At 44.5% G+C, this 12,681-nt stretch carries 13 protein-coding genes; 6 read left to right on the forward strand and 7 right to left on the reverse strand.

What is annotated here, in order from left to right:
* Nucleotides 1-41: 41 nt before the first annotated feature.
* Nucleotides 42-1,841, reverse strand: a complete 1,800-nt coding sequence (locus FC15_RS03535) for a DUF262 domain-containing protein (RefSeq protein WP_057824026.1) — start codon at nt 1,839-1,841, stop codon at nt 42-44.
* A 253-nt stretch (nt 1,842-2,094) separates the two neighbouring features.
* Between FC15_RS03535 and mvk the strand changes: the two genes are divergently transcribed.
* The 4 genes from mvk to fni all read left to right on the forward strand — a co-directional run bounded on the left by mvk (nt 2,095) and on the right by fni (nt 6,318).
* Nucleotides 2,095-3,063, forward strand: a complete 969-nt coding sequence (gene mvk, locus FC15_RS03540) for a mevalonate kinase (protein WP_057824029.1) — start codon at nt 2,095-2,097, stop codon at nt 3,061-3,063.
* A gap of 89 nt (nt 3,064-3,152) precedes the next feature.
* Complete coding sequence (gene mvaD / locus FC15_RS03545; protein WP_057824030.1) at nt 3,153-4,124, forward strand: diphosphomevalonate decarboxylase; 972 nt, start codon at nt 3,153-3,155, stop codon at nt 4,122-4,124.
* 23 nt (nt 4,125-4,147) lie between these two features.
* Nucleotides 4,148-5,230: a phosphomevalonate kinase gene (locus FC15_RS03550; protein WP_057824033.1), complete on the forward strand. Its 1,083-nt coding sequence runs from the start codon at nt 4,148-4,150 to the stop codon at nt 5,228-5,230.
* Complete coding sequence (fni, locus tag FC15_RS03555; RefSeq protein ID WP_057824035.1) at nt 5,227-6,318, forward strand: type 2 isopentenyl-diphosphate Delta-isomerase; 1,092 nt, start codon at nt 5,227-5,229, stop codon at nt 6,316-6,318. The genes FC15_RS03550 and fni overlap by 4 nt, the downstream gene beginning before the upstream one ends.
* A 124-nt stretch (nt 6,319-6,442) precedes the next feature.
* On the opposite strand, the gene FC15_RS03560 is transcribed toward fni, so the two are convergent.
* The 5 genes from FC15_RS03560 to FC15_RS03580 form a co-directional block, all read right to left on the reverse strand.
* A complete protein-coding gene (locus tag FC15_RS03560; RefSeq protein WP_057824037.1) occupies nt 6,443-6,661 on the reverse strand; it encodes a helix-turn-helix domain-containing protein in 219 nt (72 codons plus the stop codon).
* 15 nt (nt 6,662-6,676) lie between these two features.
* Nucleotides 6,677-7,147, reverse strand: a complete 471-nt coding sequence (locus FC15_RS03565; RefSeq protein ID WP_057824039.1) for a DUF2975 domain-containing protein — start codon at nt 7,145-7,147, stop codon at nt 6,677-6,679.
* Between the two features lie 141 nt (nt 7,148-7,288).
* Complete coding sequence (locus tag FC15_RS03570; RefSeq protein ID WP_057824040.1) at nt 7,289-8,764, reverse strand: RsmB/NOP family class I SAM-dependent RNA methyltransferase; 1,476 nt, start codon at nt 8,762-8,764, stop codon at nt 7,289-7,291.
* Between the two features lie 9 nt (nt 8,765-8,773).
* Complete coding sequence (locus FC15_RS03575; protein ID WP_057824043.1) at nt 8,774-9,784, reverse strand: hypothetical protein; 1,011 nt, start codon at nt 9,782-9,784, stop codon at nt 8,774-8,776.
* A gap of 22 nt (nt 9,785-9,806) precedes the next feature.
* Nucleotides 9,807-10,568 carry a hypothetical protein gene (locus FC15_RS03580; protein ID WP_057824045.1) on the reverse strand — a complete coding sequence of 254 codons (762 nt, stop codon included), beginning with the start codon at nt 10,566-10,568 and terminating at the stop codon, nt 9,807-9,809.
* Nucleotides 10,569-10,744: 176 nt separating this feature from the next.
* Between FC15_RS03580 and FC15_RS03585 the strand changes: the two genes are divergently transcribed.
* Nucleotides 10,745-12,070 carry a hypothetical protein gene (locus FC15_RS03585; protein WP_057824047.1) on the forward strand — a complete coding sequence of 442 codons (1,326 nt, stop codon included), beginning with the start codon at nt 10,745-10,747 and terminating at the stop codon, nt 12,068-12,070.
* On the opposite strand, the gene FC15_RS03590 is transcribed toward FC15_RS03585, so the two are convergent.
* Nucleotides 12,067-12,387 (reverse strand): hypothetical protein, encoded by a 321-nt coding sequence (locus FC15_RS03590; protein ID WP_057824049.1) that lies wholly within the window; start codon nt 12,385-12,387, stop codon nt 12,067-12,069. The genes FC15_RS03585 and FC15_RS03590 overlap by 4 nt on opposite strands.
* Nucleotides 12,388-12,463: 76 nt before the next feature.
* Here FC15_RS03590 and FC15_RS03595 point away from each other — a divergent pair, with 76 nt between their 5' ends.
* The gene (locus FC15_RS03595) at nt 12,464-12,649 is read left to right on the forward strand and encodes an LBP_cg2779 family protein (RefSeq protein WP_057824050.1); all 186 of its coding nucleotides are present in this window, start codon (nt 12,464-12,466) and stop codon (nt 12,647-12,649) included.
* Nucleotides 12,650-12,681: the final 32 nt, after the last annotated feature.

Genomic DNA, 12,681 nt, shown 5'->3' on the forward strand with positions numbered 1-12,681 from the left:
TTACTGAAAAACACTCAAACTTGTTTGAGTGTTTTTTTTCGTCACATGTTCAAAAATTTTAGGCGTGTTTCCTCTGAATCTTCCATTCCAAACATCTCTGTGAAACGTTTATAGTCATTAACTCGCTCATCGGGGATGGCAACGAGAGTCTTTTTTTGTAGCACATCTACTTTATTCAAGCCCCAGTCATCAAGCAGATTGAAAAGTTCATCGGAAATACGGATATCTCGCTCACGTATTTCATCAAGTCCCCACTCCTTATGTTCATGCGAAAGTTCAAGCAACACTTTAACTTTCGATTTTCGATAGCTCTCTTGTTTTTTGGTAAAATAACCATTGCTTGCGGTAATATTTAATTTCTTTTCAAATGGTATTTTATTGCCAATATGTTCGACTAGATTTTTAACTTCATTATCTGGATTACTTTGGAAGTAACTTGGCTGCCATTTCTGAGGGAAAATGTGCTCTATTTCCCATTTCTCTGGTAACAGTTCTGTTTGATGCTGATAAGCAATCATTTTAAGAATCATTCTAACTGTATTGCGGTGAGCATTTTTAATTTTATCTTTAAGTTCTTGTTCATCAATCTGATTGAAATCGAATTTTGGGCTCGGCGACTTAATAATTTCTGCATTTAAATTTAAAATTCCCCGCTTAATTGCATTAATCGTCGGTGTCACAATATAGCGCGCGGAGAGAACAGCCAATAATCTTCGCAAAAACACGAGAAACTTAGCTTCAAATCCAGCTTCCCGATGATAACTCAAATAATAGATAACGACTGGGTATTTCCAAAATTCATTGGGATACGATGTCAGTCCATCTAAGACTTGCTGAATTTCAATATTTTCTGACCAAGGTTCGTCGTCTAAAGCATTTCTATTGTTGATCACAACCCAGAGATTTAAAATCTGATTCAGGTTATTCATGATGTCATTTGAATAAAGACGCTCAAAATGATTTTTCGCATAAAACTTACGAATACCTGGAGTTGTTGTATTTCGGTCGTTATCAATTGCTCTTAAATAGAACATGTAATAATAAAATAGTTTTTGAATACTCTCGTTCGCGTTAGTTGCCTCTTCGTCAAGCTGTTGCCATTTTTCAATGAACGTTTTCTTGCCTAACGCGTCAAGTTGGTTATAAATTTTTGCCTTAAATATGTCGGCGTCTGACAAGGCTAAGCCACGGTCATTCAGTGTAGAGAAAATTGTTAATGCAGTGTCTTGGGAATCGGCCGTAATCGGCAACAGAATTGCCTTATTGAGAATGTTACTAATAAAGCGATAAAAAGATAACGGATCGCTGGTGGCATACTCATCTATAAGGGTCTGAAGTTGGACATAATTTCTAGAATAATTACTTTTTGATTTTGGATTGACCACGCCATGAACCAATATATCTTTAAAATCCTGATTTCCATCATCCCCCATTACCCTTGAGCTAATAAGTGCTTGGTCTGTTTTGACTTCACCTGTGATATCATCTTGCTCCCAAATAGCTGGCTCAATTTGACTTTTTAAATATGCTGCATCTGTACCACTTTTTTCAAGCTTTGCATAAATTGCACGTAACAACAAAAATAACGTCGTGAGCCGTTGTTGACCATCAATGATTTCCTGTTCTTGATTGTCATTCTCGTATGAAACAATGGTTCCCAAAAAATATGTACTTTCATTATTATCAGCCGTATACTCAACGAGATCATCAAATAGAACTTGTATTTGATCGTCCGTCCAAGCATAAGGGCGTTGGTATTCCGGAATGACGAACTTTTTATTTTTACCAGATTCAAGAAGTTGCTTGACACTTTGTTTATTAACTTCAATTGTTGTGGTCATTAGTTGTTTCTCCTTTGTCAAAATAAACACTGTAATTATATCATGACCAGCATTTTCAACGTGATAAAAATCGTCTTACAATAAATGAATCTAAGAAGAAAGATTATTCGGCAATCATAGAATAGCCAAAGTAAATTAAAATTAACTTTATTCACCGTTTTCCCTTTGTTTTTTCTCCAACATTTCTTAAAAAATACGACAAGTTCGTCAACTTACGGTATGATAGTAGAAGAATCTAGCAAGGAATGAGAACATGAAAAAAACAGGTTACGGCGAGAGTCATGCAAAGTTGATCTTGGTGGGTGAGCACGCTGTGGTCTACGGTGTGACTGCAATTGCCATCCCGTTAAAGGCCATTCGTGTGCAAGCCACGACAAGCGCGTTGGGTAACGTTCAAAATCAGCTACCTCAAGTAGACTTCAGTTCGGAATTATATACGGGTTTACTCTCAGACGCGCCGGTCGATTTGCAGAACATTTCGGCGTTAGTACGTGAATTTTTACAACGGTTCGGTCAAACGCTCAAATGGCCGCAAACTTTACAATTACGCGTCGAGAGTCAGATTCCCTTTGAACGTGGCATGGGTTCGTCAGCTGCAATTGCGACGGCAGTGTTGAAAAGTTTGATAGACTTTTCAGAGATCACGGTTTCAACTGCCGATTTCAATCAGTTAATCGATTTAGAAGAAACGATTCAGCACGGCAATCCCAGTGGCTTGGATGCCCTTGTCGTTCAAGCAGATCAGGGTTACTTCTTTCAACGAGGGCAACATTTTGAACCATTGTCGTTGCAACTGCCAGGTTATTTTGTCATCGTCGACAGCGGAATCCCTGGTAAGACGGGTGAAGCCTTAAAGGATGTTGCCCAATTACGGGTCGACCAACCCGAGTTATGGCAGCGTCAGATGGACCGGATCTCATTATTGGCACCAATGGTCAAGACGTTATTGACCCAGGCATCAACACGTGCGCAACACAAATTTGGTCGACTTCTAACAGAAAATCAGCAAGCCCTTCAACAATTGCAGGTCAGCACGCCTGAACTCGATCAATTAATTCAAAAGCTTAATGATGCAGGTGCACTCGGTGCAAAGTTAACCGGTGGCGGTCGTGGTGGTTGTGTCTTTGGCTATTTTGCTGACCTAGCAGCCGCCCAAGCTGCTCAGCAACAGTTTACCGAAAAAACTTGGTTGACTAAGTTAGCTACCGAGTCCTCTGAGTAATCTGAATCATAGGATTAATCGTTAATCGTCATTGATTGAATTTATCGTTGGCTTAAAAAATGGCTAAATTTTGAAACGGAGGTGTTCATATGAGTCGAGCAAGAGCTTATACGAACATTGCATTGGTCAAGTATTGGGGAAAACGTGATCCACAGCAAATGTTGCCTTTTAACAGTTCACTGTCCCTTACTTTGGATCAATTTTATACCGAGACGAGCGTCACGTTCGTAGATGATGTTGCGGATCAATTTTACCTTGATGGTGAAGTACAGCCTGTTTCTGCGAAAATCACGCATGTCATTGATCTCGTACGTGCACAGAGTGGCTTACAGAAGGCGGCGCTGATTCGTTCGGACAACCATGTGCCTAATGCGGCTGGATTGGCCTCCTCGGCATCGGCGTTTGCGGCATTAGCGCTAGCAGCAAGTACAGCAGCCGGGTTAAAGTTATCGCGCCGAGAATTATCGATATTAGCGCGACATGGATCTGGTTCTGCGAGTCGTTCCATTTATGGCGGCTTCGTCGTTTGGCACGCTGGCCAGGATGATCAATCATCTTTTGCTGAACCCGCGATTGCGAACACGGAACAAGTTGACTTCCCTATTGCCATCCTAGCTGTACTCGTAGATCAGTCACAGAAAAAAGTCTCCTCCAGTGCAGGCATGGCAGCCAGTGTGGCCACCTCTCCTTTCTATCCTGTTTGGGCACGCACTGCCGAAGCGGCAATTCCAAAGATGACTGCCGCGATTGCCGCCAAAGCCGTCGATAAAATCGGAGCTTTGGCAGAAACCAATGCGATGCAAATGCATGCCACGACGTTGAGCGCCGATCCACCCTTCACGTACTTCGAACCCGAGACCCTCCAAATCTGGGAGAAAGCACGTGAAATTCGTAGGAAAGGGTTAAATTGTTATGTCACGCTTGACGCCGGCCCTAATCCTAAATTAATATGTCAACTGCAGGATGTTGAAAAAATCATCCATGAATTTCAAAAAGAATTCCCAAATCTAACATTTACAAGCTGTCGACCAGGGCCAGGTGCCTATCTGGTCAACGAATAAATTCGAAGGGTCGAATCGATTAAATGATTACTGTTAAAGCGCCAGGTAAATTGTACATTGCAGGCGAATATGCTGTACTTGAGCCAGGCCATCCAGCAATTCTTGTCGCCTTAGATCGTTTTATCACGGTCACGGTCTTTGAAGCTGAAAATCAAGGGACGATCAATTCTCAACAGTATGCTGAAACGGATTTTCATTGGCGTCGACAAGGCGATCAAATGGTCTTTGACAACCGTGATAATCCTTTCCACTACATTCTTGAAGGCATTCGAGTCGTCGAAATGTTGGCACTCGAACAAGACCGCCCTTTGCGGATTTATGATTTAAATATCAACAGTGAACTTGAGGATCAAGGTGGTCGTAAATTTGGACTTGGCAGTTCCGCCGCGGTGACCGTCGCTACAGTCAAAGCTCTGAGCGAATTTTATCAGTTGGAACTGTCACGTCTCGATATTTTCAAACTCGCAGCCATCGCCCACTTCAATATTCAGGGTAATGGCTCCTTGGGTGACATCGCTGCCAGCGTTTTTGGTGGTTGGCTTGCTTTTAGCACGTTTGATAAGGATTGGCTGCGAACAGTATTGAAGAATGACTCCTTGACTCAAGTGCTCGCCAGCGAATGGCCGGGCTTAAAGATTGAGATTCTTCACGTTCCCGCCGAATTAGAGCTGTTGATTGGTTGGACAGGTTCTCCTGCTTCAACCAGTCGCCTCGTCGATAAGATTACGATTGCCAAGTTTGCCAAGAAAGATCAGTATCATGAATTTCTCCGCCAGAGCCGTAATTGCGTCCAAAGTATTATTGCGGGAATTCGTAGTCAGAATTTAGCCGCTGTTAAGAGTGGCATCCGAGAAAATCGTGCCATTCTACGCCAACTTGGCGCTTTTTCAGGCGTCAATATTGAAACGCCAGAATTGAAACAACTCTGTCAAATTGCGGAGAACTATGGTGGAGCTGCCAAGTTTTCCGGTGCCGGTGGTGGTGATTGCGGTATTGTAATCACCGATCGCTATGTTGATCAAGCTCGCCTCATATCCGAATGGGGCCGCCAGCAAATTGCAACCTTACCACTCGCCGTTTTTGACGCCTCAGAGGCAATCGTATGACCATAAACTCTAAACAAGAACAACGAAAAAAGGAACATTTAGCCATTGCCGAGCGACTTTATCGGCAGTCAGCGTTTGAACGTGATCAGTTTGCACAAGTGCGTCTGTTGCATCCCGTTCTGCCAGAAACCAATCAAGCAGCCGTTCATCCTGAACAGCTGCTCTTTAATCGGCCCATCGCCTACCCGATTTATATCAACGCGATGACCGGTGGCGCCGCTGATGCCATGGTGATCAATGATAAGCTTGCACAATTAGCGGCTCACTTTAACTTGCCGATGGCCGTTGGCTCGATGAGTATTCTTAAACAACAGCCTGAATTAGCTGACACGTTTACGATTGTTCGCGAGCAGAATCCGAACGGCGTTATTTTTGCCAATCTTGGTGCAGATCATGCACCCGAATTTGCTCAAGAAATGATCGACTTGATTCACGCCGATGCCTTACAAATTCATCTGAATGCCGCACAAGAATTTGCAATGCCCGAAGGCGATCAAGATTTCCGCTGGATCGATAATTTACGGGCGCTTCAAAGCACCGTTGGTCAGCAGACCCCCTTGATTGCGAAAGAAGTGGGTTTTGGGATGTCTGCTGCTAGTCAAGCCGCTCTTTTTGACCTTGGTTTCAATTATCTTGATCTATCGGGGATCAGTCGAACCAACTTTATTGCAATCGAAGATCATCGCCGGCCAACACATTTGGTTTCTGATTATCAGGATTTTGGACTGACCCTGATTGAAAGCCTGCTTGCTCGACTGAGCCTGCGCCAAACGGTTCAGAAGCAGGCCGCGTTAACCTTCGCAAGTGGTGGTATCCGCACCCCTTGGCAAGCCGTCAAAGCCTTTGCATTGGGCGCTGATCTTGTGGGCATGTCGGCTTATTTCCTCCATCTCGCGCTGCATCACCCTATCGAAGAAATGATTACGATTTTCCAAGCTTGGTTAGACGAGCTGAATCAACTTCTGCCTGTCTTCGGCTGCACAAGTGTTGCTGATCTTCGACAGATTGAGTTGATTTTCAGCCCCAATTTAATCAGTTTTGCCGACCAAATTGGACTCGACTGGCAACAAATTAGAACCAGTCGCTGACCAACCTCAATTGGCTCAGTCAGACTAGAAACAGGCATCAAACAAAAATGAACCCGCCATCTTAGTGAGTCGATCGTTGACGCGATCACTAAGATGACGGGTTCATTTTTTCGTGGATCGATGTTTACGGTGCAGTTCGTGACTGCTGATACGCGAGTAAGTCTCCCGGTTGGCATTGCAACACCTCACAGATCTTAGCAAGCGTTGAAAAGCGGATGGCTTTGGCTTTCCCGTTTTTTAACACCGAGAGATTGGCCATCGTGATGCCAACTTTTTCGGAAAGTTCCGTCACACTCATCTTTCGTTCGGCGAGTAAAACATCCAGATTGATGATGATTGCCATTGTTCTACCTCCCCCTTAGATGGTCAGACTGTTCTCAGTCTTGAGTTGAATTGCGGTGGTCAGCAGTTGTTCAAATACAGATGCAAAAACACCCACTGCGAACGGAATGAAGACCACGCCTAATCCAAATAACATCAGACCAGGGGCATCATCCAACTGGGCACCCTCGTAAAAAAATGGCAGGATTCCGATGGCATCAATCCCGATAATGTAGATTAATCGGCGAATGGCCCGAACAATCGGTAATGACTGTGGGGAGAAGACGTCATCACCTTGAATCAGATTTAAGAGTCGATTCAAGAAAAACGCCACCGTAATCAGTAAGGCTATCGCAATCCAAACCACGAGGAGAAATAACCAATCCGCCCAATGCATCGTTTGTTGTGGACTCGTGACAAATTGAGTCGTGATCAGACCTTCAATCATCAACACCACAAGCACGGCTAAGGCTAAAACAATTTTGAGAAAATACAATCTTTTTTTCATCACGAAACCTCGTTCCTTCAAGTGAATTGATAAGAAGATCATACCAAATCGTTTTCCCTTTATCAATAAAAATATATCGATAAACGATAAAATTTAACTTTTAAAAAAAGCCAAGTTTTCCACTTGGCTTGCTTGAAATCACTAAAATCTTAAGTTTTTTGGATAAAAGTTCTTCAACGTGCCATCGACGAGATAACCCCAACTGAAAATTCGTTGCTCTGAAGCGACTGGATACCAACCTTTAGTCAATTCAGTGTTCAATCGCAGTGCTTCGCCGTGCAAATAATGCTCAAGATCTGCATCAGCAAGCTCGACGACATGAATAAACTCAGACACAGGCGTCGCCATCACGAGCGCGTGATTCGGGACGAAGCGTTGTTTACGAAACTCTCCGATCCAAAGTCCTCGACGGACAAACTTGAGTCCTGCATGATCCACAAGTTCAGCAGGTACGGCAAATAGTTGATCGCCATGCAGCTCGAGTTGCCACTTATCAGACAAACTCGCCCATACCGGTGTTTGAACGAAGGTTGCATTGATGAATTGCGACAATAAATCTTGCTGAACTCGATTCAAATGGATCTGCTGAGTCTGTGATTGAGAATTACCTCGTCCACGAGTGCCGCCACGTCGATTCTTTTGAGCCGTGCCTTTTTGACGTCGTGCGGGCTGACTGCTGTTAGTGCTAGCAGTTTCGGATTGCACTGCAATGGTCAGGTCGTGTGCTTGAAGCTTGACCATGAAATGGCCCTCGCCTCGTAAATGATGTGGCCAGAAACGGCGCGCATGACGCAATTGCTCGTTGCCGTCAGCCCATTCTGGACGGCCAGTGTCAACATTCGGCCACGTCTGTTCTGGTGCAATTGTCGATAGCGCAGGATATTGTTCAAGCAGCCAGCTGATATTTTGTTCGTTTTCCTCTGGTGAAAACGTACACGTCGAATACACTAGTTGACCGTTTGGACGCAACATCTTCAATGCAGCCGTTAAAATCAGACGTTGGCGATCTTGACACTGCTGAACATAATCTGGTGACCAGTATTGAGTCGCGTTGGGATCCTTCCGAAACATGCCCTCACCCGAACAGGGCGCGTCAATCACGATCAAGTCGAAAAAATGAGGTAATAATTCAGCGAGACGGTCAGGATCGTGATTCGTGACCACAACATGATTATCGCCAAAACGTTCGACATTTTCTGACAATACTTTAACCCGTTGACCGTCGATTTCGTTAGCAACTAATAAGCCGGTTTCAGCTAACAAACTGGCTAATTGAGTCGTCTTGCCACCCGGGGCAGCACAGAGATCGAGAACTCGCGTCTGCGGTTTGGGATCAGCCAATGCAGCCACCGCCTGAGCACTAGGTTCCTGGGAATAAACTGCACCTGACACTTGTGGCAATGAATGACCGCGACTCTTCCCATAAAAGCCCAGTGGACTCCAAGGAATCCCTTCAAAATTCCGCTGATAATCAGCGAGCTGTTTTGAGGTCGTCTTCTTGGGATTGATTCGAAATCCGGTTTCTGCCGGTTGCTCAAAGCTCTCAAAAAAGGCCGGGGCTTCATCGGAGCCGAGTAATCGTTGATATTTTTCGATAAAGACTGCTGGTAATTCCATCATTTCAACTCAATCTTTCTTCTTGATAACCGCACGTAAATGCGCATAGTGCTTCGAATAACTCAGGTAGAGATAAATAACCAATGTGGCGAAGACATCAAATCCCACCAATAGCCAGAAAATCACGGCCGGCTGTTCGATTGATTGCACTCGCCAACCGATCAGCCAACCAATGACGGTTGCAAGGACGAGGTGCGTCGCGTATTGACCAACCATGCTAAGTGACAATTGATTTTTGAAAAACGGCCGCATCTGGAAATTCTTCGTCGAGTAAATAATCAGATACCCTAAAATCCATGCCAAGATGATCATTAGAACCATGATCAAAATCACCTGGGTCAAGATCATCCCTGAACGCTCGAACCACCCTTGTCGTTCACGCTTGACTGTTGAGACATCAACCAGACGTTTGGTCGAATGGGCATTAAACAATCGTAATATCGACTTGGTGTCATGCTTCTGAGGCGTGGTTGGATCATAGATGATCCGAAAATCAGCTGTCCGCAAACTGCCAAGATCTGTCTGATTCGGCGACAACGAAATGAAGAGGTGATGATTAATTGCCGAGTCAGTTTTATCACCAGTCACACCGATGACCGCCAGATAAGTCTCACGTAAATGATAATACATCTGCGATTGGGGCTGGTAGGCCTCTTTACTCAGGTCAGAACCCAGGATCACGAATGGCACCTTGGAACGATAATCATTCTCGTTAAAGGTCCGTCCGGAAGTCAAAGGTAAGGTATAGCGCGTCTTTCCTTTGGCATAAACATACGATAGGTTAGCATCTTTACGACTGACGAGCTGCAGTTGAAAGTCAGTCACCGAATGCTTAGCCAGTTTTTGAATCGCAGTTTCGACAGATTGGTTCTTAGCCCCCGAAACAATCAAACTATTGACAGACAAGTCGTTTCGGTTGAGACGACTCTCATTATTGCGTTGCTCATTCTGCCGAAAACTGACAAAAATGAGTCCGCTGAGGACCACTAAAAGTAAGTCGATGAAAAGCTTTTTTTTCATTCTGAATACGCTCCAAATCTGGTTAACGAAAAAGAAAAAGTCGTTCGGCAATCTGATCATGTTGCGGTAGATAACGATTGATCAGCTGAACCTGCGGCGAAAAACGTGGGGCTTGTGTTCGCCAAAATAGTTCACTATTCGTGACGCCAAATTTCTCGCCAATCACGAGTAAGTCCGGTTGTGGTGTTAGTTGACGAATCTGATTAAGCAACGCCCAATCCAGCGGATCACGATCTGGACTCCAACTCAGAATAATGGCGTCGACTTGTTGACCATACTTGGCGACTGCTGCAGACGCCGTGAAGTTTTCCACGGGATAGACGAGATGGCGTCCAGTCACGTTCTCGCTTTGCCATGAAAAACTATCCGTTGCAATCACGGCTTGTCCTCGTTGGTGCAGCGCCTTTGACAACGCACCGTTGCCCGCCATCAGTTCTAGATAACGTCGACTCGGCCAATATTTAGACCAAATGTCGAGGGCTTGCTGGCTGATAAGCGTCCACTGACCGAAACGATATTGTAAGAACTTTCGAAAGTTTCGAAGCAAATGATCAATCGCAGCAAAATCCGTATCGATTTGGCGTTGTGATCGTTGCTGGCTAGCGGTTTCAATGAATAACCACCAATCGTCTTGGGTTAAGCCTAATCGAGGAAATGGTCGTGAAAGCAGCTGTTCGTTGCCGATTTCATCCAGACAGCGATGCACTTCGTCAAGTTGCAGCTGTAAATTAAGGACTGCTGCGTATGGCTGTGTCAGTTCTGATAAACGTGTTAAATAATCCATAGCCTATATTTTAGCGAACCAGCCCAAAAATAGCAAAAAATCCCCGTGATTTTACGGAATTAATACGAATTTGATGAATTGCAACTGTAAATTTGTAACCGGTTACGTTACAATGGACCTGAGTGAGTACCTGACTTCACAACCTGAATGTTAACTAATAAGAAGGATGCGATTAAATGAACGATCAAGTGACAACACCATCAACAAATAACGGTTCATCCCGATTCTGGCAACCTGTTGATCAACTGACACTCGCCGACCAACCACCACTTTCAAACGACGACACGGCCGAGACGGCTTCAATTTTGAAAACAGTTGTTGCCGCCTTCATGCCAGAATTATCACCAGGACAAGTCGAAGACGCCATCCAAATTGCACTTGCGAATACCTTCAAACAAAAGAAATTGGCGACCTGGGTCACTTTTGATCACGTGCTTGGTCATGAAGACGACCCCGCCTCTGAAGTAAGCTTTGGTGAAATGTTTCATGGCGCAACGATGACGCTAGCCGATATCGCCAGTCTGTTGATGACCACTTTCGCCGATAAATTAATAACTACACAGCATGTCTTCGTCAGCACTAACCCTGATCTATTGATTGCGTTAGGCCATCAACTGACCTCGGCGCAGAAGTTGTTGGGAATTGTCGACGGAAGTCAGTTAGATACCTTCAGACAAATTGAGCTGAACGCAATCGCCGACCAAGCGAATTGTCAGATTTTCGATAGCTCATCACCTACCACAGCATGCGTTGAGTTAACGAGCCATGAAAATTTGCAAGTGGTTGATGTTGATGAGTTGCTGAGTTTGATGCCTGTTGTCGCAGCGTTACGACAATTGTTAGTCGACGCGCCTACCAATCAACCACTCGATTTGGCAATCGACGCTGATCACTTAGAACTCGCTGTCGCCGCTGGTTATGCGAACACGTTGAATAGCGCCGGTACCCAATTCGGACATATCAACGTTAGCACATTGGCCCAGACGCCCTTTGCACGACTAATCGCTGGTGAATCAGTCCGGCTACCTCAAGCCACACAACATTTATTGAACGCGCTCATGCATCAGTTACTGCCAGATGCAACGCCATCGATTGAATTTGACGCCGGTCAACTTCAGCGGTTAATGACAGCCCAAGACTTTTGCACGTTTGAAGTCGTTTTTAAGGGACAAGCAAAACAGACGATCAAGCAATTTCAAATGGCAACAAATTACACGATAGGTGTGACAACGGCAGTTGCTGCCACCCCGCTCCTTCTCGCAAATAAAAAGAGCGACCACAAACAACTTGTGATCGCCCCACTTGATGCTTATTTAACCCCTGAATTTGTGCTGGAGAGCATTACCGGACGCGATGATGGTAAACGAGATTTTGAATCTATCCAAATTCTACGCCAGATCATCAACGCAAAGCCGCCACGCGCAATGACACGACTCAAATCAATCGAGCTGGCACCAATTCCACCCCTAGATCTCGATGAAATTCATACCTGGTTAAATTAATAGATTCCCTGACCTTTTTCGTCGATGATGGGATCATTAAAGTTTCGGCGATAATAGTTGACATCAATCACCTTGTATTTGTTATTGGTGAACTTAGCGATGATCCGGCCCTCTTGTACTGGGGACCAGCCTTCGCTCCCAAGAACAACCAATTGATGATTAATGATATCGGCCTTCTTACCGAAATCTTCACCGAAGAATTGTTCGATAGTCTCTTTGCTAGTCTTGGCCGTGTATGGCAAGAAATAAGTCATTTTAGCGGTCGAAAAAGCGGCAAACTCTGTTGTTGGAAAATTGGCTAATTCATTAACTTCCATTTTTTCACCTGTTTTACTTTCTCTATTTTTCTGATTAATGGTAAAATTAACCTGTGCTACTCAAGGAGGTTTTGATATGTCATTGTCAAAAATTGCAGAAGAATTAATCGACTTACAGAAACGCAAGGAATTAACCGATACACAAATTGCGTTTGAAAGTCACTTCAGTGTCGAGAAGATTCACCAGATCAAGGCTGGAGAACTCGAACCAAGTCAAGAAGACATCGATCATTTGACTGCATACTTAGCAAGCAAAAAGTAATTTTACCAAATTCATCAGCGACCTCACTGGGG

Source organism: Lapidilactobacillus concavus DSM 17758 (genome assembly GCF_001435835.1).
GTDB classification, from domain to species: domain Bacteria; phylum Bacillota; class Bacilli; order Lactobacillales; family Lactobacillaceae; genus Lapidilactobacillus; species Lapidilactobacillus concavus.

Bases quoted from the DNA above. Each gene is read 5' to 3' on its own strand.
- FC15_RS03535 (WP_057824026.1), bottom strand. From the start codon at position 1,841: ATGACCACAACAATTGAAGTTAATAAACAAAGTGTCAAGCAACTTCTT.
- mvk (WP_057824029.1), top strand. From the start codon at position 2,095: ATGAAAAAAACAGGTTACGGCGAGAGTCATGCAAAGTTGATCTTGGTG.
- mvaD (WP_057824030.1), top strand. From the start codon at position 3,153: ATGAGTCGAGCAAGAGCTTATACGAACATTGCATTGGTCAAGTATTGG.
- FC15_RS03550 (WP_057824033.1), top strand. From the start codon at position 4,148: ATGATTACTGTTAAAGCGCCAGGTAAATTGTACATTGCAGGCGAATAT.
- fni (WP_057824035.1), top strand. From the start codon at position 5,227: ATGACCATAAACTCTAAACAAGAACAACGAAAAAAGGAACATTTAGCC.
- FC15_RS03560 (WP_057824037.1), bottom strand. From the start codon at position 6,661: ATGGCAATCATCATCAATCTGGATGTTTTACTCGCCGAACGAAAGATG.
- FC15_RS03565 (WP_057824039.1), bottom strand. From the start codon at position 7,147: ATGAAAAAAAGATTGTATTTTCTCAAAATTGTTTTAGCCTTAGCCGTG.
- FC15_RS03570 (WP_057824040.1), bottom strand. From the start codon at position 8,764: ATGGAATTACCAGCAGTCTTTATCGAAAAATATCAACGATTACTCGGC.
- FC15_RS03575 (WP_057824043.1), bottom strand. From the start codon at position 9,784: ATGAAAAAAAAGCTTTTCATCGACTTACTTTTAGTGGTCCTCAGCGGA.
- FC15_RS03580 (WP_057824045.1), bottom strand. From the start codon at position 10,568: ATGGATTATTTAACACGTTTATCAGAACTGACACAGCCATACGCAGCA.
- FC15_RS03585 (WP_057824047.1), top strand. From the start codon at position 10,745: ATGAACGATCAAGTGACAACACCATCAACAAATAACGGTTCATCCCGA.
- FC15_RS03590 (WP_057824049.1), bottom strand. From the start codon at position 12,387: ATGGAAGTTAATGAATTAGCCAATTTTCCAACAACAGAGTTTGCCGCT.
- FC15_RS03595 (WP_057824050.1), top strand. From the start codon at position 12,464: ATGTCATTGTCAAAAATTGCAGAAGAATTAATCGACTTACAGAAACGC.